At 62.8% G+C, this 25,527-nt stretch carries 19 protein-coding genes; 7 read left to right on the forward strand and 12 right to left on the reverse strand.

The features are described 5' to 3' along the window. Window positions 1-12: 12 nt before the first annotated feature. The 10 genes from PHO31112_RS12645 to PHO31112_RS12690 all read right to left on the reverse strand — a co-directional run bounded on the left by PHO31112_RS12645 (window position 13) and on the right by PHO31112_RS12690 (window position 11,942). Complete coding sequence (locus PHO31112_RS12645) at window positions 13-1,068, reverse strand: branched-chain amino acid ABC transporter permease (RefSeq protein ID WP_150620818.1); 1,056 nt, start codon at window positions 1,066-1,068, stop codon at window positions 13-15. 335 nt (window positions 1,069-1,403) lie between these two features. Then, a complete protein-coding gene (gene hpaR, locus PHO31112_RS12650) occupies window positions 1,404-1,910 on the reverse strand; it encodes a homoprotocatechuate degradation operon regulator HpaR (protein WP_150620819.1) in 507 nt (168 codons plus the stop codon). Window positions 1,911-2,168: 258 nt separating this feature from the next. Next, a complete protein-coding gene (locus PHO31112_RS12655; RefSeq protein ID WP_150620820.1) occupies window positions 2,169-3,314 on the reverse strand; it encodes an ABC transporter substrate-binding protein in 1,146 nt (381 codons plus the stop codon). Between the two features lie 229 nt (window positions 3,315-3,543). Further along, complete coding sequence (locus PHO31112_RS12660) at window positions 3,544-4,326, reverse strand: sulfite exporter TauE/SafE family protein (protein WP_150620821.1); 783 nt, start codon at window positions 4,324-4,326, stop codon at window positions 3,544-3,546. A 661-nt stretch (window positions 4,327-4,987) separates the two neighbouring features. Next, window positions 4,988-5,986, reverse strand: coding sequence for a branched-chain amino acid ABC transporter permease (locus PHO31112_RS12665; protein WP_150620822.1), 999 nt, complete (start codon window positions 5,984-5,986; stop codon window positions 4,988-4,990). A gap of 11 nt (window positions 5,987-5,997) precedes the next feature. Beyond that, window positions 5,998-6,882, reverse strand: coding sequence for a branched-chain amino acid ABC transporter permease (locus PHO31112_RS12670; protein ID WP_150620823.1), 885 nt, complete (start codon window positions 6,880-6,882; stop codon window positions 5,998-6,000). 81 nt (window positions 6,883-6,963) lie between these two features. Beyond that, window positions 6,964-8,160, reverse strand: coding sequence for an ABC transporter substrate-binding protein (locus PHO31112_RS12675; protein WP_036664623.1), 1,197 nt, complete (start codon window positions 8,158-8,160; stop codon window positions 6,964-6,966). Between the two features lie 78 nt (window positions 8,161-8,238). Beyond that, window positions 8,239-9,012: an ABC transporter ATP-binding protein gene (locus PHO31112_RS12680; RefSeq protein WP_150620824.1), complete on the reverse strand. Its 774-nt coding sequence runs from the start codon at window positions 9,010-9,012 to the stop codon at window positions 8,239-8,241. 8 nt (window positions 9,013-9,020) lie between these two features. After that, the gene (locus PHO31112_RS12685; protein ID WP_010806616.1) at window positions 9,021-9,800 is read right to left on the reverse strand and encodes an ABC transporter ATP-binding protein; all 780 of its coding nucleotides are present in this window, start codon (window positions 9,798-9,800) and stop codon (window positions 9,021-9,023) included. 507 nt (window positions 9,801-10,307) lie between these two features. Further along, window positions 10,308-11,942: a GMC family oxidoreductase gene (locus PHO31112_RS12690; protein ID WP_150620825.1), complete on the reverse strand. Its 1,635-nt coding sequence runs from the start codon at window positions 11,940-11,942 to the stop codon at window positions 10,308-10,310. Between the two features lie 321 nt (window positions 11,943-12,263). On the opposite strand from PHO31112_RS12690, the gene PHO31112_RS12695 reads away from it, so the two are divergent. From PHO31112_RS12695 to PHO31112_RS12725, 7 genes are all read left to right on the forward strand, one after another. Then, window positions 12,264-13,139 carry a LysR family transcriptional regulator gene (locus tag PHO31112_RS12695; protein WP_150620826.1) on the forward strand — a complete coding sequence of 292 codons (876 nt, stop codon included), beginning with the start codon at window positions 12,264-12,266 and terminating at the stop codon, window positions 13,137-13,139. Between the two features lie 214 nt (window positions 13,140-13,353). Continuing rightward, the gene (fumC, locus tag PHO31112_RS12700) at window positions 13,354-14,742 is read left to right on the forward strand and encodes a class II fumarate hydratase (protein WP_246178122.1); all 1,389 of its coding nucleotides are present in this window, start codon (window positions 13,354-13,356) and stop codon (window positions 14,740-14,742) included. 37 nt (window positions 14,743-14,779) lie between these two features. Continuing rightward, window positions 14,780-15,682 (forward strand): LysR substrate-binding domain-containing protein, encoded by a 903-nt coding sequence (locus PHO31112_RS12705; RefSeq protein ID WP_150620827.1) that lies wholly within the window; start codon window positions 14,780-14,782, stop codon window positions 15,680-15,682. Window positions 15,683-15,920: 238 nt separating this feature from the next. Beyond that, window positions 15,921-17,201 (forward strand): MFS transporter, encoded by a 1,281-nt coding sequence (locus PHO31112_RS12710; RefSeq protein WP_150620828.1) that lies wholly within the window; start codon window positions 15,921-15,923, stop codon window positions 17,199-17,201. A gap of 63 nt (window positions 17,202-17,264) precedes the next feature. Further along, a complete protein-coding gene (locus PHO31112_RS12715) occupies window positions 17,265-18,494 on the forward strand; it encodes a metal-dependent hydrolase family protein (RefSeq protein WP_150620829.1) in 1,230 nt (409 codons plus the stop codon). A gap of 280 nt (window positions 18,495-18,774) precedes the next feature. Next, a complete protein-coding gene (locus tag PHO31112_RS12720; RefSeq protein WP_150620830.1) occupies window positions 18,775-19,938 on the forward strand; it encodes a hypothetical protein in 1,164 nt (387 codons plus the stop codon). Between the two features lie 55 nt (window positions 19,939-19,993). Then, window positions 19,994-20,305, forward strand: coding sequence for a hypothetical protein (locus PHO31112_RS12725; protein ID WP_150620831.1), 312 nt, complete (start codon window positions 19,994-19,996; stop codon window positions 20,303-20,305). Window positions 20,306-20,431: 126 nt separating this feature from the next. Here PHO31112_RS12725 and trpS read toward each other — a convergent pair whose 3' ends face one another. Together trpS and PHO31112_RS12735 are read right to left on the reverse strand one after the other, a co-directional pair. Then, complete coding sequence (gene trpS / locus PHO31112_RS12730; protein ID WP_150620832.1) at window positions 20,432-21,460, reverse strand: tryptophan--tRNA ligase; 1,029 nt, start codon at window positions 21,458-21,460, stop codon at window positions 20,432-20,434. Window positions 21,461-21,746: 286 nt separating this feature from the next. Further along, window positions 21,747-25,352, reverse strand: coding sequence for an indolepyruvate ferredoxin oxidoreductase family protein (locus PHO31112_RS12735; RefSeq protein ID WP_425495187.1), 3,606 nt, complete (start codon window positions 25,350-25,352; stop codon window positions 21,747-21,749). Window positions 25,353-25,527: the final 175 nt, after the last annotated feature.

Consider the following 25,527-nt stretch of genomic DNA (forward strand, 5'->3'; position numbering starts at 1 on the left):
GTCCGCCCCGGCTTATTCCTCGTCTTCTTCCACATGCTTGCTCGTGAGCGACAACCACAGCAGCACCGGAAGGATCAGCGTGAAGACGATGACCTCTTTGTATGCACTCGCCCAGAACGACGAATACGACTCCAGCAGGCCCACCAGAATGGCCCCCAGCGCTGCGACCGGATAGCTCACCAGACCGCCGATGATGGCGCCCACAAATCCCTTCAGGCCGATCAGGAAGCCCGATTCGTAATAGATGGTCGTGATCGGTGCGATCAGAATGCCGCACAGCACGCCCAGCACCGCCGCCAGCGTGAACGCCAGCCGACCGGCCTGCACGGTGCCAATGCCCACCAGACGCGCGCCCAGCCGGTTCACGGCCGTGGCTCGCAGGGCCTTGCCCGAGAGCGAGCGGTCGAAGTAGAAGTACAGCGCCAGAATCATCACGAGCGAGACGCCCAGCACCCACAGGCTCTGACCCGACACCATCACCGAACCGATGTTGAAGCTCGCGTCGGAGAACGCCTGCGTGCGCGAGCCTTCGGCCCCGAACATCACCAGCCCCAGCCCCGTGAGCGCAAAGTGCACCCCCACCGAGACGATCAGCAGCAGCAGCGTGCTCGCCTCGGCCAGTGGCTGATAAGCCAGGCGATAAAGCATCGGCCCCATCGGCACGACCAGCAGCAGCGTAATCGCAATCTGCACGAGCATCGGCAGTGTCATCGTCGCCAACGCTTTGACGACAAAGAACACGGCGATCGGAAACACCAGATATTTGCCCGCAAGCACCGGCATCAGGCGGCCCGCCAGCTTGCGACGCTCGCTATGACGCAACACGCCAGCCGTCTCCACGACGAACGTGCATACGCCCATCGCCACGAGCAACCAGCTCGTGAGCGGAAACTTCTGGGTTTGCAGTGCCGCCAGCGTAAGCGCGCCATACGACACGAACTCACCCTGCGGAATGAAAATGACGCGGGTGACGGAGAACACCAGCACGAGCGCCAATGCCAGCAAGGCATAAATCGCACCCGTAGTGATGCCGTCCTGCGCCAGGATGGCTGCAATCGAAAGATCCATGCTCCTCTCACTTCGTTTGAGTACTTCTTGAACCGGCTGGCGAGACAGCCGGTGTGATGCACGACGCGGCACGCGGCCACCCCGTTCCCCTTCACATCGATACACCCCGCACGATCCCCGTGTCGCAGCGCAGCGAATTATGAATTGTATAAATGGTTATGCATTGGTAAAACCCGGGCGACTACTGAGTCGGCGAAATCTTGTCTCCTGCTATTTCGCCGTCTACACCGTCCTGCCTGCCGCGCCTGACTCGGCGCGCCCCGCATCACCCGCTCCTGCTCAACACTGCTGCTGGCGACTCTCGACGCCCATCCTCGCTGCATCGGGCACGATGCCTACCCTTCCGCCACCGGCTTGCGACGGCGACGCGCCTTGGTCGGCAACGACGGTGCTTCTGCCAGCACTTCGGGCGGCAACGCCTCACGTACGACGTCGAGCAACCGGTAGATTTCGGCGAGCGTGTCGCGCCCAACCTTGTCTTCCAGGTAGCGATAACGTTCCTCGACCAGCGGGCCGAGCTTCTTGCACAGTGCGCGGCTCGACGGCGTGAGCGACACCATCACCCGTCGCTGATCGGCGGCCACGCGACGGCGCAAAATGAGGCCGGAGACCTCCATTCGCTCGAGCATGCCCGACAGGCTCGGACTGAGAATGCAGCACTCGCGCGCGACCTGTCCGATTTCCATTTCCCCGGATTCGCTATCGTTGACGGCCCGTATGACACGCCATTGTTGTTCGGTGATGTCGTAACAATTGAGCAAGGGCCGGAACAGCCCCATCACCGCTTCACGCGATTGCAGCAATACCAGAGATAGATTGCGGTGTTCGAATTCACCCGTCATGGATTTACGCTCGAAAGGATCGCCTGGTCAGCCCCCGGGCTGTGGCGATCAGGTTGGGACAATACGGCCTCTCGTGTGCCGCTCGTTTCGCATGTCCTGCCGTCTCTTTGCGAAGCGCGAAATTACCACGCGCTCAAAAAAAACGGGCGCGAACGCCCGTTCTTCCGGCCCGATCGGTCCGACCGGGCGCAGATACCGCAGATACGACAACGGGGCATGCCAGCGTACTACTGGTGCTATAGGCAGCCCCGACCCGTATCAGTTCGCCAATTTCCACTTGCCGTCGACGATTTGCACCATCACGCGCGAGCGTTGATCCAGACCGTTGTGGTCGTTCTTGCTCATATTGAAGATACCGGCGGTGCCCGGCATGTCCTTCACGTTCTCCAGCGCCTCGCGCAGCGCGGCGCGGAATTCGGCCGTACCGGGCTTGGCCTTCTTCAGCGCCACCGGAATGGTCGCCTGCAACAGCAGACCGCCGTCCCATGCGTGACCGCCGAAGGTCGAGATCGAACCAGCGCCGTAAGCCTTCTCATAAGCCGCCTTGTATGCGGCGGCCGACTTCTTCACCGGATTGTCGGCAGGCAGTTGCTCGACCACGAGCAGCGGGCCAGCCGGCAGATACGTGCCTTCGCAGTCTTTGCCGCAAACGCGCAGGAAGTCGTTGTTGGCCACGCCGTGGGTCTGATACAGCTTGCCCTTGTAGCCGCGCTCCTTGAGCGTGCGCTGCGGCAACGCCGCCGGCGTGCCCGAACCGGCGATCAGCACGGCGTCCGGGTTCGCGCCCATGACCTTCAACGCCTGGCCCGTCACCGACGTGTCGGCACGGTTGAAGCGCTCGTTGGCCACCACCTTGATCTTGTTCAGATCGGCAGCCTTCTGGAATTCCTTGTACCAGCCTTCGCCGTACGCATCCGAGAAGCCGATGAACGCCACGGTCTTCACACCGTGATCGGCCATGTGCTTGGCGATGGCGGTGGCCATCAGAATGTCGTTCTGCGGGGTCTTGAACGCCCACATACGCTTGGCGTCGACCGGCTCGACGATGGCGGCGCCCGCGGCCATCGAAATCACCGGCGTCTGCGTCTCGGCAGCCACGTCGACCATCGCCAGCGAATTCGGCGTGACGGTCGAGCCGAGCACGGCGTCGACGTGATCTTCGGTGATCAGCTTACGCATGTTCTTGACGGCGGTCGTGGTGTCGGTCGCGTCGTCGAGCACGATGTACTGCACCGACTGGCCGGCGATCGTCTTCGGCATCAGCGCAATGGTGTTCTTCTCGGGAATACCCAGCGAAGCCGCCGGGCCGGTCGCCGACAGCGACACGCCAATCTTCACTTGAGCGTTCGCAACGCCCGCGGCAAGCATCATCGCCGATGCCATGCACAGCAACTTCAATTTCATTTGGGTCTCCTCACAAAAATTTCGAATTCGTTTTTTTGACATTAACCGACCGCTCAGTCGGTAAATTGTCGCCCATCTTACGGGCACCGGTGCCTTCTCGTAAAGTGCGGTTTCCCCACATGTGGTTTCGACCGCATCTGCCCTCGACGCACCAGCCTTCCTTATTGCCCGAACCTGCCGGAACGCCGCCGGCCGCCCTGCGCGATCTTCACGATCCCGCAATCCCATCTCACGCGCGCAGAAACGCGTCGTAGCCGGTCTTCACGATCAGCACCGCGAGAACGCACAGGAACATACGCCGCACGAAGCTCACCCCGTGCTTGAGCGCTAGGCGGCTACCCACCTGACTGCCGAGCACGTTCATGATCGCCATGCCGAGGCCGACCTGCCACCACACGTGCCCGCCCATGCCGAACAACAGCAGCGCGGCGAGGTTGGTCGCCACGTTCACGATCTTTGACGACGCCGACGCGTTGATGAAATCCTGCCCGAACAGCCGGACAAACAAGAATACAAGGAAGCTGCCCGTACCAGGACCGAAGAAACCATCGTAAAAGCCGATGGCGCCGCCCACGGCAATGGCCATGAGGGTCACCCCTGTCCCGCCCTTCACAGGGGCGTGGACGGTCCCGAAATCCTTCTTGCGCAACGTGTAGACCGCCACCCCCGCGAGCACGAACGGCAGCAGCTTGCGCAGCACGTCGGCGGGAATATGAGTGACGGCGTACGCACCGCAGAACGAGAACACGAACGCCGCGATCGTTGCCGGCACCAGAATGGCCCAGCGAAGCTGGATGCCGCGCGCGTAGCGCAACGCGGCGGACGCCGTGCCCCAGATGCCGGCCATCTTGTTGGTACCGAACAGCACCGGCGGCGCGGCGTTCGGGAAGACGGCAAAAAGCGTCGGCACGGAGATCAGTCCGCCGCCACCGACCACGGCATCGACCAGACCGGCGAGGAACGCCCCGCCCGCGAGCATCACCAAGTCGGTCAGCGCCCAGCCCATCAACATACATTCCCCGCACGGGCCGTACCGGCCATACAGACGATACAGGCCATAAGGACCACACAGACCCTTCGCACTTGCGACGGCCACCGGGGGAAGTCACCGGCCAGAAAGCGCGAGTGCGCGCATTGCGGAACGTGAAGCGTGCTAGACATACGACTGCGACTACCGGGTAATCGTAATGGCCAAATGGAACGAGCCGAATGAATGAGATTGACACCCCAATGGAATTGACCGAATTGGACGACACCATCGAAAGCGCACAATGAAACGGCGAGCATAGCGTCTTTAGGCCGCATTGCGCGAATTTAAGCGACGCAATTCTCGCGATACGGCGTGAATCGCGCGTAAAACACTGTGCAAAGGGATATCGTGCAGACTGCCGGGCTCCGGCGGCTGGTGGCCTCGTGCCGAGACGAAGCGCAATATAAAAAGCGCTGTTGGAGCATTCTCCAACAGCGCTTCCTTTTTGGCGGTGCGCGTTATCGCGCTTATTGTCTCCTCGTTCCTCGCCCCTATATCCTGCTGTGACGCGAACTAGGGGAGAGAATAAAGGAGCACCCGATGCACCACAAGTCAGCATTTACCCCTACGAATTAGCTTTTTTCCGACATTCATGCGCCAAGGTGATAAGCGGACGCCCCAAGCCGGTGCGTCCGCGCCTTTATCACGACGGTTGCGAGATGGTCCGGAAGAACCGGCTGCGCGCCACCAGTTCGCCCACCAGACCGCGCCGGAAGGCCAGCACGCAGATGATGAAGATCGCGCCGATAACGATGGTCACCGACTCGCCAAGCGTCTGGAACCAGGGCACGCCGGTAACCGTCGCGAGCCAGTTGCCGATATCGCCGAGTTTGTTCTCCAGCACGATGATCACCACCGCGCCGACAACCGGCCCGAGCATAGTCCCCAGACCGCCCACGAGCGTCATCAGGATCACCATGCCCGACATGGTCCAGTGCACGTCCGTCAGCGTCTCGAAGCCCAGCACCACCGTCTTGGTCGACCCGGCCAGTGCCGCCAGCGTCGCCGAGAGCACGAACGCCAGCAGCTTGAAGCGATCGACGTCGTAACCCAGCGAAATTGCCCGCGGCTCGTTCTCCTTGATCGCCTTGAGCACCTGACCGAACGGCGAGTGCACAATGCGCATGATGAGCAGGAAGCCCAGCGCACAAATGGCCAGCACCACGTAGTACAGCGTGAGGTCGGAATCGAGCGGCAGCACGCCGAAGAGACTGCCGCGCGGCACGCCTTGCAGGCCGTCTTCGCCGCCCGTGAACGGCGCTTGCAGACAGAGGAAGTACAGCATCTGCGCCAGTGCCAGCGTAATCATCGCGAAGTAGATCCCCTGGCGTCGAATCGCGAGCAGGCCAATGACAAGGCCCAGCACCGCCCCGGCGATCACCCCCGCGAGAATGCCGATCTCCGGAGTGAATCCCAGATTGCGGATGGCGTAGCCGGTGATATAGCCTGCGCTGCCGAAAAACGCCGCGTGGCCGAACGACAGCAGCCCCGTGAAGCCCAGCAGCAGATTGAACGCGCAGGCGAACAGCGCGAAGCACAGCACCTTCATGACGAAGACCGGGTAGGCGCCGGCGAACGGCGCGACGATCAGCGCGAGCAGCAGAAGGGTATAAAGCACCCGTTGTTGCGTCTGTTGTTGCATGGTTCTGCCCCTTACTTTTGTTTGCCGAACAGCCCAGCCGGGCGCAGCAGCAACACGATCACCATGATGACGAACACCACGGTCGCGGACGCTTCCGGGTAAAACACCTTGGTAAAGCCTTCGATCACGCCGAGCATCAGACCGGTCACGATCGAGCCCATGATGGAGCCCATGCCGCCGATCACGACCACCGCAAACACGGTGATGATCATCGACTGCCCCATGAGCGGCGAGATCTGGATGACCGGCGCGGCGAGCACCCCGGCGAACGCGGCCAGCGCGACACCGAAGCCATACGTCAGCGTAATCATAAGCGGGACGTTCACACCGAACGCTTCCACCAGCTTCGGGTTCTCCGTGCCGGCACGCAGATACGCCCCGATCTTCGTCTTCTCGATGACGAACCACGTCAGGAAGCACACGATGAGCGACGCCACCACCACCCACGCACGGTAATTCGGCATGAACATGAAGCCGAGGTTGGTGGCGCCGGAGAGCGCCTCGGGGGCGTCGAAGGGCTGGCCCGACACGCCGTAGATCGAACGGAATACGCCCTCGAGCACGAGCGTGATGCCGAACGTGAGCAGCAGGCCGTACAGGTGATCGAGTTTGTAAATCCAGCGCAGCATGGTGCGCTCGATGACAATGCCGATGACGCCTACCACGAAGGGGGCGAGAATCAGCATGACCCAGTAATTGAGGCCGAGATAGTTGCCGCCCATCCAGGCAAGCATGGCGCCCAGCATGAACAACGCGCCGTGCGCGAAATTGATCACGTTGAGCAAACCGAAAATCACCGCCAAGCCGAGGCTCAGCATGGCGTAGAACGAGCCGTTCACCAGTCCCAGCAGCAGTTGGCTCAACAGCGCCGGCAGGGGGATGCCTAGAAATTCCATCGAAATCGATTCTCTGGGAGAAAGGTCGCGACGGGACACACGTCCCGCCGCTTTCGTTGCATCGCTTTCAGATCGCGCCGATTACTTCGGGAGCTTGCAGGTCGATTCCGCCTCGGTGGTGAAGGCCTTCTCACCCGGAATCGTGGCCACGACCTTGTAGTAGTCCCACGGCGACTTCGATTCCGCCTTCGACTTCACCTGCATCAGGTACATGTCGTGGATCATCGTGCCGTCGCGGCGGATATAACCCTTGCTGAACATGTCGTCGATCTTGATCTTGTGCAGTTGCTCCATGACCTTGTCGGCATCGGTGGTGCCGGCGGCCTGCACTGCCTTCAGATAGGTCGTCGCTGCCGAATAGTCGCCGGCCTGCAGGCTCGACGGCATCTTCTTCATCTTGTCGAAGTAGCGCTTGGCGAAAGCACGGGTCTTGTCGTTTTTATCCCAGTACCAGCTATCGGTCAGGTACATACCCTCGGTGTTATCCAGACCGAGCGAGTGAATGTCGTTGATGAACACGAGCAGACCGGCGATCTGCATCTTGCCCTTGATGCCGAACTCCTTCGCGGCCTTGATCGCATTGATGGTGTCGCCACCGGCGTTAGCCAGGCCCAGCACCTGCGCGCCCGACGATTGCGCCTGCAGCAGATACGACGAGAAGTCGGACGCCGAGAGCGGGTGACGTACCTGCCCCTTCACCGTGCCGCCGTTGGCCTTGACCACGTCGGCCGTTGCCTTCTCCAGCGCGTGACCGAACGCATAATCGGCCGTCAGGAAGAACCACGACTTGCCGCCCGCCTTGACGACGGCCGAACCCGTGCCGCGTGCGAGCGCGACGGTATCGTAGGCGTAGTGCACGCCATACGGCTGGCACTGGTCGTTCGTCAGCGCATCCGAACCGGCGCCCACGTTGATGTAGACCTTCTTCTTCTCGGCCGAGACCTTGTTCATCGCCAGACCGGTACCCGAGTTGGTACCGCCGATGAGCATGTCAACGCCGCCACGGTCGAACCATTCGCGCGCTTTCGACGCCGCAACGTCCGCCTTGTTCTGGTGATCGGCGGTGACCAGTTCGATCGGCTTGCCGAGGACCTTGCCGCCGAAATCGGCGATGGCCATCTTGATGGCTTCCGCACCACCTTGCCCGTCGATATCGGTGTACAGGCCCGACATATCGGTAATGAAACCGATCTTCACCGTATTGCCATCGGCATGGGCCTGCGAGGCCATTGCCGCAAAACCGAACGCCGCCGCAACGGCCAACGCCTTCATCCGCATCGTCATCTTCGTCTCCTTCGTGGATTTGATCGCCTGGGTCCATCGCCCGGAACGCGTGTGTGCGCCGGGTAGCTCACCTCATACGCCCAACAACTCGTGCAGCACCGGCATCTTCGTCTCCAGCTCCTGAGCGCCGAAGCGCTCCACGATCTTGCCGTGCTCCATCACGTAGAAGCGATCGGCCAGCGGAGCCGCAAAACGGAAATTCTGTTCCACCATCACGATGGTGTAGCCCCGCGCCTTGAGCGTGGTAATCATGCGCGCCAACGTCTGCACGATCACCGGCGCAAGACCTTCGGAGATTTCATCGAGCAGCAGCAGGTTGGCCCCCGTGCGCAGAATGCGCGCCACGGCCAGCATCTGCTGTTCGCCACCGGACAAACGCGTGCCCTGACTGTGACGCCGCTCTTTCAGGTTGGGGAACATGTCGTAGATCTCGTCGAGCGACATGCCTTGCCCGCCATCGTCGCGACGATTCCCGCTCACGCCGATATACGGCGGCAGCAGCAGGTTTTCCTCGCACGACAGGCTCGCGAAAATGCCGCGTTCTTCGGGGCAATAGCCTACGCCGTGGTGTGCAACTTTATACGTCGGCAAGTGAATCGTTTCTTCCCCGCCGATGCGAATCGACCCCTGACGCTGTCCGGTCAGGCCCATGATGGCGCGCAGTGTCGTGGTGCGTCCGGCGCCGTTACGCCCGAGCAGCGTGACGACCTCGCCACGCCCCACCGTCAGATCGACGCCATGCAGAATGTGCGATTCGCCGTACCACGCCTGAAGTCCTTCGACTTCCAGTGCCGGTACGTTCGAGCCTCCCTTCCCACTACCGTTGCCGCCTCCATTCCCGTACATAGCCGTCCTCACCCGTGGGCTCCCTGCATTTCGCCGTCCGCGGTGCCCATATAGGCTTCCATCACCTGCGGATTCTTCGAGACTTCGTGATACGGGCCTTCGGCGAGCACCTCGCCGCGCTGAAGCACGGTGATGGTGTCGGAGATACCCGCGATCACATTCATGTTGTGCTCGACCATCAGAATCGTGCGACCTGCCGACACTTTCTTGATGAGTGCGGTGACACGATCGACGTCTTCGTGGCCCATACCTTGCGTGGGCTCGTCGAGCAACATTAGTTCGGGCTCCATAGCAAGTGTGGTTGCAATTTCGAGCGCGCGCTTGCGGCCGTACGGCAGCTCCACGGTGAGCGTATTGGCGAACTCGGTAAGACCGACCTCGGCGAGCAGTTCCATCGCACGGGTGTCGAGCTTGCGCAATGTGCGGTTGCTGCGCCAGAAGTGGAACGCGGTGCCAAGGTTGCGTTGCAGACCGATGCGCACGTTCTCGAGCACGGTGAGGTGCGGGAACACGGCAGAGATCTGAAACGAGCGGATGATGCCGCGACGCGCAATTTGCGCCGGCGCTTCGCGGGTGATGTCTTCACCGTTGAAGGTAATCGCTCCCGCGCTGGGCACCAGGAATTTGGTGAGCAGGTTGAAGCAAGTGGTCTTGCCTGCGCCGTTCGGTCCAATGAGCGCATGAATGGTGCCGCGTGCGACGCGCAGGTCGACCCCGTTCACGGCGGTGAAGCCACGAAACTCTTTCGTGAGTCCGCGGGTTTCGAGAATGTAATCGTTGTTCGCCATGTCTCCTGCCACATTCCTGGTTGGCGGTGCGAGGCCGTCAAGCGCCACGGCACCATCGTCTGTGACAACCGCAAGGCAGGCAGACGCGCGATGGTCGGCGTCGTCGGCGAGATGCCCCACGTCCCGCATATGGTGCCGAATTCTTGGTTCGGTCGCACATAGGGAAACGTTATTGTGTGTGGTTTGCTGCAACGCGATCATTGGGATTTGCACTTAGCTTCGCATCCTCCGAAACACGCATGCTCACTCGTGTTGCAGTACGTTCGATGGCACTACCCGGAGGTGCCACAAGCCCTTATGGCAAAAGGCTTTTGCGGCACACGCAAATGTGCGCCCGATAGCTTTTGGCGATGGCCTCGCGTCGTTCGCGCAACCGACATTAGGTATTACTACGTAAGTTTTAGCGCCGCGGTCCGGATTTCCGGAAGGCGCGCGGTCATGGCCGTGGCCGGAACCTGCGCTTCTCCTTGAACGGCGAAGCGCAGGCACGGTCGATATCGCGTTCGCTCACTGCCCGGCTTTACGCCCCGCCCGAATCATGTCGCTCGCCCGCTCGGCGATCATGATCGTCGGCGAGTTCGTATTGCCCGACGTAATCGCCGGCATGACAGAGGCGTCGACCACGCGCAGGTTCTGCACGCCGCGCACGCGAAGCTGTGCATCGACCACCGCATCGGGATCGTCGGCGCGTCCCATGCGGCAGGTGCCGACCGGATGGAAGATCGTCGTGCCGATCTCGCCCGCCGCGCGCATCAGTTCTTCGTCGCTCTGGAACGACGGACCCGGCAGATACTCACGCGGCTCGTAACGCGCAAATGCCGGTGCCCCCACGATGCGACGCGTCAACCGGATGGCATCCGCCGCGACACGCAAGTCCGCTTCCGTCGACAGATAGTGCGGAGCGATGTTGGGCGCGACGCGCGCATCCGGCGACGTCAGATGCACGTTGCCGCGCGACGTCGGCCGCAGGTTGCACACCGACGCCGTGAACGCGTTGAACTTGTGCAACGGCTCGCCGAAGCGCTCAAGCGACAACGGCTGCACGTGGTACTCGAGATCGGGCCGCGCCACGTCCTCCCGACTGCGGGCGAACGCGCCCAATTGCGACGGCGCCATGCTCATCGGCCCACGCTGCGCAAACGCATATTGCATGCCGATCTTGAGCTTGCCGAACAGACTGTTGGCCGTGAGATTCAGTGTCGTGACACCGCGCAGTTTGTACACCGTGCGCAGTTGCAGATGGTCCTGAAGGTTCTCGCCCACGCCCGGCAGATCGGCGACGACATCGATACCGAAACCGCGCAGCCGCTCTGCGTTGCCGACGCCCGAGACTTCGAGCAGATGCGGTGAATTCACAGCCCCCGCGGCGAGAATCACCTCGGCACTCGCGAGCGCCGTGAAGTCTTCATTGCCGCCGCGATACACCACGCCGGTGCAACGTGTGCCCTCGAACGTCAGGCGACTCACACTCGCCCCCGTGATGACGGTCAGATTCGGACGCTGCATCGCCGGACGCAGGAAACCCTTCGCCGCACTCCAACGCACGCCACGCCGCTGATTCACTTCGAAATAGCCAATGCCGAAGTTCTCGCCGCGATTGAAATCGTCCGTTCTGGGAATGCCGATCTGCTCGGCGGCATCGGCAAACGAATCGAGCACGCGCCACGACAAACGCTGCTTCTCGACGCGCCATTCGCCCCCGCCACCGTGAAATTCGGTACCGCCCTTGTAATGATCCTCGCTGCGCTTGAACAGCGGCAACACGTTGTCCCAACGCCAGCCGTCGTCACCGGTCGCGTCGGCCCACGCGTCGTAATCCTCGCGCTGACCGCGCATATAGATCATGCCGTTGATCGACGAACTACCGCCCAGCACCCGCCCGCGCGGATACGCGAGCGAACGGCCGCCAAGGCCGGCTTCCGCCTGCGTGCGATACAACCAGTCCGTGCGCGGATTGCCGATGCAATAGAGATAGCCGACGGGGATGTGAATCCAGTGGTAGTCGTCCTTGCCGCCCGCTTCGAGCAGCAGCACGTTGACGTCGGGGTCCTGCGTGAGGCGATTGGCCAGCACGCACCCGGCCGAGCCGGCCCCCACGATGATGTAATCGAAGCGCTCATGCTTCGCTGCCTGCTTGCTCATTCCCGCATGTCTCCGTCAATGGCGCGGCACTCGCCATGGTGCGGTGCCGGCGCGGGTGCAGCACCCGACTGGGGTGGACTGCCGCCCACCGCTTCAGGTTCATTTTGTCAGCGCTGCCCGAATATCAGCATCGCTCATGTTTCATACCCCGAATCCCTCCTGCCCGCGACACGCTCAACGACACGCGCGCCGGTAAAGACCAAGCGTACTGCGGCACACCAGCACAAGCCAATGAGAAATTATCAAAAGCAATATAAGATCCGCTTATATTGCTCGTGACCCTCCACCGGGTAACGATTGCTGATTGCTAACGGTCGTCCCATGGAACTCGCCCATCTTCGCGCCTTCGTCGCCATCGCTCACGAAGGCAACCTTACCCGTGCCGCTCAACGGCTGCATCTGACGCAACCGGCGGTCAGCCTTCAGGTCAAGGCGCTTCAGGAAGCGCTGCGTCTGACGCTCTTCGCGCGCACGGCGCAGGGACTGGCCCTCACCCGCGACGGACAAGCGCTGTTGCCGCTGGCCGAGCGCATGCTCGCCGCACTGAGCGATCTTCAGCAGGCCGCCGGCGCGCTACGGGAAACGGTGCGCGGACGATTGCGTATCGGCACGATCCTCGATCCCGAATTCACCCGGCTGGGCGCGTTTCTCAAGCGTCTGGTCGAGTCGTATCCGCACATCGAGACGGCGCTGCGCCACGGCATGTCCGGCTCGGTGCTTCAGCAGGTGGGGCGCGGCGAACTCGATGTCGGTTTCTATCTCGGCCGCCCCGACCCGGCGCGCTATCACACCATCACCCTCACGCCGTTCTCGTATCAGGTGCTCGCGCCCGCCGGCTGGCGCGAGCGGGTGGCCCGGCGCGGATGGCGCGACCTCGCCGCACTGCCCTGGATCTGGACACCGCCCGAATCCGCTCACCACCGTCTGCTGTCGGAACTGTTCGGCGCGCTCGGGGTGTCGCCCACCCGAGTTGCGGAAGTGGATCAGGAACTGTCGATGCTCGATCTGGTGAAGTCGGGCATCGGGCTATCGCTCGTACGCGACTCGATTGCGCTGCGCGAGGCCCGCGCCCACGGCCTGGTGATCGCCGACGGCGTGAGCGTGCCGACCGAACTCACGTTCGTCACGCTGGCCACGCGGCGCGACGAACCCGCCATCGCCGCCGCCCTGCAATTGGTGGCGGCCGTATGGGCCTGAGCGATCCCGCAACGGCCGGTGTGCGCCGGCATCTCCTGCCTCGCGTCACAATTCCGGCGCATAATCCATGCCTGCTCAGGCCTTCCGTTCACGGCATTCGAAATGGCCGCTCTCCCCGCAATTCATTCCCACGTCATGGCACGTCACCCCCGTGCTGCCATGCCGGAACCGTACTAAAGCTCTAGAATTCAAATCTCTCTTCGAGGAGTCGATCATGTCTGTGAGAATGGAACGCGATACTTTCGGCGAAATTGCGGTGCCCGCCGATCGTCTGTGGGGTGCCCAAACGCAGCGCTCGCTGCAAAACTTCAAGATTTCCACCGAAAAAATGCCGCGCGAACTCGTGCGCGCGCTCGCTCGCGTGAAACGCGCCGCCGCTCAGGTCAACAAGGACCTGGGCATGCTCGACGCGAAGAAGGCCGACGCCATCATCAAAGCTGCCGACGAAGTGATCGATGGCCAGCATGACGACGAATTCCCGCTGGCCGTGTGGCAGACCGGCTCGGGCACGCAGTCGAACATGAACATGAACGAAGTGCTTGCCAATCGCGCCAGCGAACTGCTTGGCGGCGTGCGCGGCGAAGCGCGCAGCGTGCACCCCAACGATGACGTGAACAAGGGCCAGTCGTCGAACGACGTGTTCCCGACGGCCATGAGCGTGGCCGCCCTCGACGCCCTCGTCAACCATCTCAAGCCCAACGTCGGCCAACTGCGCGACACGCTCGCCGCCAAGGCTCACGCCTATGACGACATCGTCAAGATCGGCCGCACCCACCTTCAGGACGCCACACCGCTCACGCTCGGCCAGGAAATTTCGGGCTGGGTCGCGCAGATCAATCACGGCCTGAAGCACGTCGACGACGCCCTGCCCCACTTGGCGGAACTCGCACTCGGCGGCACGGCCGTCGGCACGGGCCTGAACGCGCATCCGGAATTCGCGAAGAAGGTGGCCGACGCGCTCGCACGCGACACCGGCCTGCCGTTCGTCACCGCGCCGAACAAGTTCGAAGCGCTCGCCGCCAACGACGCCATCGTCAACGCGCACGGCACGCTCAAGACGCTCGCCGCCAGCCTGATGAAGATTGCCAACGACGTGCGCTGGCTGGCCAGCGGCCCGCGTTGCGGCATCGGCGAACTGATGATCCCGGAAAACGAACCGGGCAGCTCGATCATGCCGGGCAAGGTCAACCCGACCCAATGCGAAGCGATGACGATGCTGTGCGCTCAGGTGTTCGGTAACGACGTGGCGATCAACATCGGCGGCTCGATGGGCAACTTCGAGCTGAACGTGTTCAAGCCGATGCTCATCCACAACTTCCTGCAAAGCGTGCGCGTACTTGCCGACGGCGCCGTGAGCTTCAACGACAACTGCGCCATCGGTATCGAACCGAATCGCGCCCGCATCGCCTCGCTGCTCGAAGAGTCGCTCATGCTCGTGACCGCGCTCAACCCGCACATCGGTTACGACAAGGCCGCGCAGATCGCCAAGAAGGCACACAAGGAAGGCACCACGCTCAAGGCGGCCGCCCTCGCCCTCGGCCACGTGACGGACGAGCAGTTCGACGCGTGGGTTCGCCCCGAGCAAATGGTCGGCAAGCGCTGATTCCTCGTTAGCGCCACATCGCCCCCGTCACCAACGCATGCCCATTTCGCCGTTGCCTCCGCTGCATTGCCTGATTGCTTTCGACGCTGCCGTGCGGCACGCAAGCTTCACCCGGGCCGCGGCGGAACTCCATCTCACGCAAAGCGCCGTGAGCCGGCAGATCGCGCAGCTCGAGGAATTCCTCGGGCGTGCGCTCTTCACGCGCGAACATCGCACGCTGCGGCTGACAGTGGCCGGACAACGCTACGCCGAGCAGATTCAGCGTCTGCTCGGCGAGTGCGCCGAAGCCACCGCCGATCTGATGAAGCGGCGCGGCGATCTCGATCTCACCGTGGCCTGTTCGTCCGGTGTGGCCGTGTTGTGGATGACACCGCAACTCATGCGCTTTCGCGCCGCCCATCCCGACGTCAAGATTCGCGTGATCGTGAAAGACGGCATCACGTCGCTTTCCCCGTCGGAGTTCGATCTCGGCGTGTATTACGTGCGTAACGATCTGCCGCCGGACTTCGCCGGGCGGCATCTGTTCGACGAGGAGGTCTTCCCCGTCTGTTCCCCCGCCTACCTCAACGCACGCAAGCTCACGCCCGCCGATCTCGTCAACGAGACGCTGCTTCTCGTCGAAGACGGCCAGCGCAAGTGGATGTCATGGCCCGACTGGTTCGAGCTACAAGGCGTCAGTGCCCGAAAATTCCCGCGCATGGTGAGCGCCAACCACTATCCGCTGCTCGTGCAGATGGCCATCGAAGGCGGCGGCATGGTGATGGGATGGCGTCACATGATCGACTCATGTCTCGACGCCGGCTTGCTCGTTCGCGCGTGCGAAGCGACCGCGAGTCTGGGCGGCGGCTACTACCTCATATGGCCTGCCGAGCGCCATGAGCATGCCGCAGCGCGAATTTTCCGCAACTGGATTTATTCCGAAACTCGTTTCCCATCATAGGGGTTACGCGCTGTTTTGAAAGTTGCCATGCGCTACACGCATGGCAACATGCGGAATTATCGTTTGGCCTGTCATTTTGTCTGCACTACTTTGTGCTCTATCCGCGCACGTATGCCGAGGCCGTCGGGCCGCTTGTGCCCGGCTTCGGCAGACGTGATCCGACAAAAGCAGGCGTATTACCGGCATGACGTGAAAGCAAAGCACGCAACGGACGCCACCTATCCTCCGGGAGACCCAGATGCAGGCGACCTACGCAGTGCCTCAAGACAACATGGCTCGTCAGCGCCGTCACGCGATCGTGGCGACGGTGATCGGCAACGGTCTTGAATGGTTCGACTTCACCGTCTACAGCTTCTTCGCGGCCATCATCGCGAAACAGTTTTTCCCCACCGGCGACGATCTGTCGTCGTTCCTGCTCGCTGTCGCAACCTTTGGCGTGGGCTTCTTCATGCGCCCGGTCGGCGGCATCGTGCTCGGTATCTATTCCGATCGCGTGGGCCGCAAGGCAGCCCTGTCGCTCACCATTCTGCTCATGGCGGCCGGTACCGCGATGATCGGCCTGGCCCCGACCTACGATCAAATCGGTCTGGCCGCCCCCCTCATCATCGTGCTGGCGCGTTTGCTGCAAGGCTTCTCGGCCGGCGGCGAAATGGGCGGTGCAACGGCCTTCCTGACCGAATACGCCCCCGCCAATCAGCGCGCTTACTACTCGGCATGGATTCAATCGAGCATCGGCTTCGCCGTGCTGCTTGGCGCTGCGGTGGGTACGTTCGTCACGACGGAACTCGATAAGGCCTCGCTCGAATCCTGGGGCTGGCGCGTGCCGTTCATCGTCGGTATGCTGATCGGCCCGGTGGGTTTCTACATCCGTAACAAGATCGACGAAACGCCGACGTTCCAGCACGCCGAGAAGTCGGATACGCCGCTGCGCGATGTGTTCTCGCAGTATCCGCGCGAGACGCTCGCCAGCTTCTCAATGGTCGTGCTGTGGACGATCTGCACCTACGTGCTGCTGTTCTACATGCCGACGTATGCCCAGCGCGTGCTCAAGCTGCCCGCCTCCTACGGCTTCACGGCAGGCATGGTCGGCGGTGCAATGATTCTCGTGTTCGCGCCGGTGGTGGGACGTCTGGCAGATCGCTACGGCCGCCGTCCGTTCCTGTCGGGTTCCGCACTGTCGATCCTGTTGCTCGCATGGCCGATGTTCACGTACCTGAACGTGGCGCCGGGTCTGCAATCGCTGCTCACGTTCCAGATCGTCTTCGGCCTGCTCATCGCCTGCTATACCGGCCCGATTCTCGCGGCGTTCGCCGAGCTGTTCCCGGCGAAGGTGCTCTCCACGGGTCTGTCGGTGGCCTATAACTTCGCGGTGACGATCTTCGGCGGCTTCGCTGCGCTCATCATCACGTGGCTGATTGCCCGCACGGGCAGCAACATGGCCCCGGCCATCTACGTGATCGTCGCGGCCACCATCAGCCTGATCGGCACGCGCTTCGTGAAGCCACTGCCCAAGGCCTGAGTTTTCTCTCATCGAGGCGCGCCCTTACCGGCGCGCCTTGTGTCTTTTGCAAGGAACTCCCCCATGTCCGTTACCCTGCTTCGCGGCGGCAATGTGCTCGATACGGCCGCCGGTTGTCTGCTCGAGCGTCACGACGTTGCTATCGAAGGCAATCGCATCACCACTGTCAGCGCCACACCGCTCGATATCGATGGCGCAACGGTGATCGACGTCACCGGCAAGACGGTCATGCCCGGCATGATCGACTGTCATGTGCACGTGCTCGCCTCGCATCCCAACCTCGGCACGAACGCCAGCCAGCCGAACGTGCTCACCGTGCTCAGGTCGCTGCCGATCATGCAAGGCATGCTGAATCGCGGCTTTACGACCGTGCGCGACGCCGGCGGTGCCGACTGGGCACTGCAACAAGCCATCGAGCAAGGCGTGATTCCCGGTCCGCGCATCTTCCCGTCGGGCAAAGCGCTCTCGCAGACGGGCGGTCACGGCGACTTCCGACCGCGCAGCGACACGCTCGAGCCGTGCTCGTGTGCGTTTCGCGCCGGGGCGATTGCCCGCGTGGTCGACGGCGTCGACCCGATCCGCCTCGCCGTGCGCGAAGAGATTCAGAAGGGCGCCACGCAGATCAAGCTGATGGCCTCGGGAGGGGTGGCCTCGCCGGTCGATCCCATCGCCAATACGCAGTACTCGGAAGATGAAATCCGCGCCGCCGTGGCCGAAGCCGAAGCAGCGCAAACCTATGTGATGGCGCACGCCTACACGCCGCGCGCGATTGCTCGGGCCGTCCGTTGCGGAGTGCGCACCATCGAGCACGGCAATCTGTGCGACGCCGAGACGGCGAAGCTCATGGCCGAGAAAGGCGCCTATGTCGTGCCCACGCTGGTCACGTACGACGCCCTGGCCAAGGACGGTGCATCGCTGGGCCTGCCGCCGGAATCGGTCGCGAAGGTGGAAAGCGTGCAGCGCGCCGGTCGCGAATCGCTGTCGATCTATCGCGACGCGGGCGTGAAGATGGGCTTCGGCTCCGACCTGCTCGGCGATATGCACAAGTACCAGTCGGACGAACTGACGATTCGTGCCGACGTACTGGGCACGGCCGACACGCTGCGCTCGGCCACGGTCATCAGTGCGGAGATTCTGAATCGCGTGGGCGAACTGGGGGTGATCGCACCAGGCGCACTGGCCGATGTGCTGGTCGTCGATGGGAATCCACTCGAATCGATCGAGGTACTCACCGGTCAGGGGGAAGGTATTCGCTGGGTCTTCAAGGACGGCAAGGTCGCCAAGCAACCGTAATCTGCGGCACCCACTGCCCCGCGTAATCGCGTAACGGGCATAGCACCGCTATATGGGGCGCCTCTGCTGGGTTGGACCGGGTAACTCGGTTTAGCACGGCTTAACACGAATAACGCCGCGATGTCTCGCACATCGCGGCGTTTCTTTTTTCCTCGCCGATACCACCGTCGCTCAAGACCACGCGACACCTCGTTTACAACAATCCGTCGAACGAATGAAAAGCGCACGCGGGCGGCGCTGCCTAGACTTCGGGAAATGTTGTCGACGGAGGGTCCCCCCAATGAAGCTCGTTCCGCAAAACTACATATCGCTTGGCTTCGACACCGTCGCCCCGCCATGGCCGACTGCCGATTCCACGACCTCACCCGAATGGAAGCATGTTGGCGTTCGCCAGCATATGCCGATCCTTGGTGCGCTATCGCCACCTGCCGACACCGCGCCCACCATCGAGACCCTGCGCGAGGGCATCCTCGAGAGCTTTGCCACCATCAAGCGCGACTGGAACGCCGCAGCACAAACCGTCGCCCCCGACGCAGTCCGCGGGAAATTATCCAACGAGTACGACGTCATCGTCAGATTGTCCGAAGCCGTCTCCACCCATCAGGCGTCCGATCTGCTCAGCATCGATAAGCTGGTCGAGACGTTCGAGAGCGCGGTCGAAGAAATCTGCAATGCCCGCGATATTTCCCTGACGTCGCTCAAGATCAAGAGCGTCGACGCGCAACGCTCGATCTCCGACCCCGAACAATTGATGCCGAAAGCACGGGCCGCACTCGAAGCGCTGGGACACTTGAAAGCGGCGCTCGACACGATGGTGTGCGCGTCGTCCGCGCGACGGCTTCTGGAAGACAAGCGTCAGGGCCTGAACGGCGCCAACATGACGCCAGAGGCGCTCAAACAGGCCAAGGCAGAGTTGCACAAAGCGTTCGAAGTCACGGGCGACCTGCTCAGCAAGACCGAGCCGCTGATTCATCACTATCTGACGCAAGCGCAGGTCGCCATTCCGGGAGAGAAACGGCGATGGAAGACGAAAATCGCGATCCTTGTGACGTTTCTCGTCGTCACCGTATCGTTGGGTGTCGCGTCGATAGCGGTTCCCGCGCTGCTGCCTGCGCTTGCGGGCCTCGCACTCGGGTTGAAGATCGCCACGACAGGGGTCGGCATCCTGACCGCACTCAACGGGATCTGCAACGTCTTCGCGTACGCACGCAATCGCGGCTGGGGTCAGCTATCTAACGAAATCACCGCAGTCAAGAATCTGAACGACGCCATCAACCGGGGAATAGAAGCCAGACACGGGATTCATCAGTCCGGCGCGACCACGCAGATACAAGAGCGCCTCGACAAGATCAATCACGAAATCACGCACGCCACACGCAATCAACGCACACTGAACCAAAAGTTCGAGAATTTCGACCGCGACGACATCAAGACCCATCTTTGACGGCGGGCCACGGGGGTCGGAGACGGTCTAGTCACCAAGAGGAGAAAAATCAATCATGCGTCCTACCAGCAACGCGTATTTCGCGCCGGCGGTCGATCCGGGGCAAAGCTATCGAGCCGCCGCCGCAGAAGGCCGGATCATCGACACCCTGACCGACATTGAGACCGGACTGTCGGAGCTTCTGAGTATGCAGAACGCAGCACTCTCGCGCATCGACCACCTCATCGCCCAATCGAATACGCGCCCCGTGACGCGAGCGGCCTCCGCCGACAATACGCAATCCGCGCAACGCGTCGAATCGCTAAGGAGCGACATCACGCGCTGCCGGTCGTGCGGCAACCTCGATACGATCTCCACACCGCTCTGAGACACTCACCGGGCACTGGTTTGCAGCGTCCCGGCACAAACAAGCGCGTGCGGCCACACAAAAAAAGCAGCCCGGATGGGCTGCTTTCTTCTTTGCCGATAGCGCCGTTGGGCGAGTCGGCATGCCTTACTTCTTCCACCCCGGCGTGACGAACACCGAGCGCACGTCGTCGAGCGTTTGCGAGACCGTTTCGCGCGCGCGTTCGGTGCCCGCACGCAACATGTCCCACACAAAGTCCGGATTCCTGGCGTATTCCTCACGACGCTCGCGCATCGGGCGGAGCATCTCCTGCAGTCGCTCTTCCAGACGCGCCTTCACTTTCGAGTCGGCCAGACCACCGCGCACATAGTGTTCCTTGAGCGCCTGCAACCCTTCCTTGTCCTCGTCGAAGGCGTCGAGATAGGCGAATGCGACGTTACCTTCGAGGTGCCCCGGATCTTCCACCTTCAGATGCAGCGGGTCGGTGTAGCACTTCTTCACCGCAGCGCGGATCTCGTCCGGCATCGACGAAATATTGATCACGTTGCCCAGCGACTTGCTCATCTTGGCCTTGCCGTCGATGCCCGGCAGCCGTCCGATCGGCGGCACCAGCGCCTTCGTTTCGACGAGGATCTCGCGATCGGCCAGACGGTTCAGACGGCGCACGATTTCGTTCGTCTGCTCGATCATCGGCAACTGATCTTCGCCGACTGGCACGAGCGTGGCGCGAAACGCCGTGATATCCGCCGCCTGGCTCACCGGATACGTGAGGAAGCCAGCCGGAATGTCACGCTCGAAGTTGCGCAGACCGATTTCCTGCTTGACGGTCGGGTTGCGCTCCAGACGCGCCACGGTCACCAGATTCAGGTAATAGAACGTGAGTTCGGTCAGCTCGGGCAGCCACGTCTGCACGCAGATGGTCGTCACCGTCGGATCGATGCCGACAGCCAGATAGTCGAGCGCCACTTCCGAGACGTTGCGGTGAACCTTGCCGCGATCGTCCGTATTGTCGGTCAACGCCTGCGCGTCGGCGACCAGAATGAACTGCTTGTACTCGTGCTGATACGCCACGCGGTTTTTCAGACTGCCGACATAGTGACCCAAATGCAGCGGGCCGGTCGGGCGGTCACCCGTGAGGATCACCTTGCGATCCGCAGGTGCCTTCGAAACACTCATTTTCCTCTCCGTAATCAAGCGCTTATGGCAATTCCCGACGCCTCGCGGGCAGTTGACGGCTTCCCGTCGTCACGCCCTCCGCAGCATCCGGTTCACCCAGTTGCGTCAACCGTAACCCCCGAATGGTAGCGCGTCGGCCGGATGACGGTACAGAAACGCGCTCGGTGCGGGTCGGCACATCCAGCTACGACGCGTGCGCGCGCCCATGAAAAACGGGGGCCGCAGCCCCCGTTCCGTACGTCAACGCCAATCCGAAACCGGCATCTCATCCGATCCCCCGGGCGACTCAGCGCGACGTCACCACCGGAATGCCCGCCAGCGACTTGCCGCGCTTGCGCGCGTGCGCCAGCGCCTGCTCGACGGCGTCACCGGTGGCCGGCGTCACGTCCAGCCGGCCGGCGATCGTGGCTTCGACACGCTTGGCCATCGCCAGATTCGCGAGCTTCACATGACCGTAGCCGCGAATCTTCGCCGGGGCTTCGGCCAGCGCCACCACATCGGCCAGCGTATCGACGGACAGACCGGCCAGCGCACGTTCGATCGTCGTGCGGTAGTCCGCGATCAACTGACGCTCCATGCGGCGCTCCAGCGTGTAACCGAAGACGTCGAGCGCCCCGCCGCGCAACCCGCGCAGCTTCGCCATCCCCCGCAGCACCGGCCACAGCCACGGCCCGATGGTCACCTTCTTCGGCGCCGCGCCGTCCTTGCCGCGTGCGACGAGCGGCGGAGCCATATGGAACTCAAGGCGGAAGTCGCGGCCCGGCTTGCCTTCGAAGGTCTCGCCCAACGAATCGGCAAACGCCGTGTGCGCGTACAGGCGAGCCACTTCGTACTCGTCCTTGTAAGCCATCAGACGCGACAGTTGCTGCGCGACGGCACGCGAGAGGCGTCCCGGTGCACCGGACACCCGTGTTTCCGCATCGGCCACCCGCTTCACGAAGCTCGCGAACTGCGCCGCATACGCCGCGCTCTGGTACTGCGTGAGCAGATCCACACGGTGTGCAACGAGCGCATCGAACGCCATGTCGTCGGCGACCGGCGCATGCACCGGGGCGTGCGCCGCCTTGGCCGTGGTCTGCGTCAATGCCGTCGGATCGCCTGCGGCCAGCCGGCCGATCGCCAGCGCCAATTGGTTCATCGGCACCGCCACATTGTTCAGTTCGATGGCGCGTTGCAGCGCGTGCAGCGATACCGGCACCAGACCCAGTTGCCATGCGAAGCCGAGCATGATGATGTTCGCGCCCATCGTGTCGCCAAGGAAACGCTGGGCGAGCGCTTGCGCGTCGCAGGTGTCGAGCTTGGCGTTGCCTGCGGCGTGATGCATCTTCGCGAGCAGCGCGTCGGCGTGAAGATTCGCGTCGGGGTTCTGCACGAATGTCGCGTTCGGAATCGCGTGCGTGTTGACGACCACGCGCGTGCGGTCGCGACGCACGGTTTGCAGCGCGTCGGCGCTCGCGCCCACCACCATGTCGCAGGCGAGCAGCACGTCGGCCTGCTGCGTGTCGATACGCACCTGATTGAGCGCTTGCGGCGTGTTGGCGAAACGCACGAACGACAGCACGGCGCCGCCCTTCTGCGCGAAGCCCATGAAGTCGAGCACCGAAGCGCTCTTGCCCTCGAGGTGCGCCGCCATCGTGATGAGCGCGCCGATCGTCACCACACCGGTGCCGCCCACGCCCGTGACCATGATGTCGAACGGCACGTCGCCCGCGAGCGCGGTCGGTTGCGGCAGGGCATTCAGACGCCCTTCAAACGCCGCCTGATCGAACGCCGCTGCGAGCGCCTTCTTCAACTGCGCGCCCCTGACCGACACGAAGCTCGGACAGAAGCCGTTCACGCAGGAGAAGTCCTTGTTGCACGACGATTGATCGATGCGGCGCTTGCGTCCCAGCGCCGTTTCCACCGGTTCGACCGACAGGCAATTCGAAGCCACGCCGCAATCGCCGCAGCCTTCGCAAACCGCCTCGTTGATGAACAGACGACGATCCGGATTCGGGAATTCGTTTTTCTTGCGGCGGCGACGCTTCTCGGCCGCGCACGTCTGATCGTAGATGAGCACGGTCGTGCCCGGAATCTCGCGCAGCTCGCGCTGTACAGCGTCGAGTTCGCTGCGATGGTGGAACGTCGTGCCCTTCGGAAACTGTCCTTCGTGACCGATGTATTTTTCCGGTTCGTCGCTCACCACGACGAGTTTTGCGATGCCCTCGGCTTCGACCTGACGCGCAATCTGCGGCACCGAAATCGAGCCGTCGACCGGCTGGCCGCCCGTCATCGCCACGGCGTCGTTGTAAAGAATCTTGTAGGTGATGTTTGCCTTCGAGGCCACGGCCTGACGAATCGCGAGCAGGCCCGAGTGGAAGTACGTGCCGTCGCCCAGATTCTGGAAAACATGCGCACGTTTGGTGAAGTGCGAATGCGCGGCCCAGTCCACACCTTCCCCCCCCATCTGGATCAGCCCCGTGGTATCGCGGTCCATCCACGACGCCATGAAGTGACAACCGATACCTGCCTGCGCGATGGAGCCCTCAGGCACCTTCGTCGACGTATTGTGCGGACACCCCGAGCAGAAATACGGCACGCGACGCACACCGTCGGCCGCATTCGACAGAATCTCGTGCGCGACGAGATCGACCACACGCTCACGGCGATCCAGTGCCGGGCGATGCTTCGCCAGCCATTCGGCGAACACCGGCAGCACGCGCGACGGACGCAACTCGCCCAGTGCGGAGAGCAACGCGCGGCCTTCGGCGTCGGTCTTGCCGAGCACGATCGGGCGCGTGCCCATTGTGCGATTGTAGAGATATTGCTTGATCTGCTGCTCGACGACCGGGCCCTTCTCCTCGATCACGAGGATTTCCTTCAGACCGGCGACGAAGATGTCCAGACGCGACAGGTCGAGCGGGAAAGACAGCCCCACCTTGTAGATGCGCACGCCGGCGGCGGCGAGATCGTCGACGGTGATGTCCAGGCGGCGCAGCGTCTCCATCAGATCGAGATGTGCCTTGCCGCACGTCACGATTCCGATGTCGGCCTCGGGGGCGGGGGCGATCCACTTGTCGATGCTGTTCACACGGGAGAACGCACGCACTGCGTCGAGCTTGTCCGCCAGACGCGCTTCGAGCGCGAGGCTCGGCAAATCGGGCCAGCGATTGTGCAGGCCACCTGCCGGCGCGACGTAATCGAGCGGCTCGGCCCAGTCGGTGCGGATCTTGTCGAGGTCGACGGTGCCACGCGACTCGACCGTCTCGGAGATCGCCTTGAGGCCCGCCCACGCGCCCGAGAAACGCGACAGCGCGTAGCCGTACAGGCCGAATTCGACGAGTTCGCCAATGTCGGCCGGGTTGAGCACGGGCATGCTCCACGACATCATCGTGAAGTCGCTCTGATGCGGCATCGACGACGACACGCAGCCGTGATCGTCACCCGCGACCACGAGCACGCCGCCGTGGCGCGATGCCCCGTAGGCGTTGCCATGCTTGAGCGCGTCGCCGGCACGGTCCACACCCGGGCCCTTGCCGTACCACATGCCGAACACGCCTTCGACAGTGCGCTCGGGGTCGGCTTCCACGCGTTGCGTGCCCATGACGGCAGTGCCGCCTAGCTCTTCGTTGATCGCCGGCAGGAACTTGACGTTGGCCGCGTCGAGCAGCTTCTTCGCCTTCCACAACTGCTGATCCACCCCACCGAGCGGCGAGCCGCGATACCCGCTGACGAAGCCTGCGGTGTTCAGGCCACGGGCGGCGTCGAGTTGGTGTTGCATCAGCAAAATGCGCACGAGCGCCTGCGTACCGGTCAGGAAAATCTGACCGCAGCGGGCCGTGAGCGCGTCGGAGAGCTGGTAATCGGGATGGGCCAGGGGGTTGGCCGTCGGCGTCGCAAGCGCGGCGCGCATGGGGGCATTCATTGGGTATCTCCTGATCCCCGCAGCCAGCACCGGGCGGATGTGACCGGGCGTTGGCCGTGCTTCGGGGGAGCTTCTGTTCTGTTCGTCTCAACGCACTGGCCGCATAGCGCGGCCACGCGTTGGTATGCAAGCAGTGTATGGGGAGGCAGGAGAAAGATTTTTA

It is taken from the genome of Pandoraea horticolens, assembly GCF_902459555.1.
Taxonomy (GTDB): Bacteria; Pseudomonadota; Gammaproteobacteria; order Burkholderiales; family Burkholderiaceae; genus Pandoraea; species Pandoraea horticolens.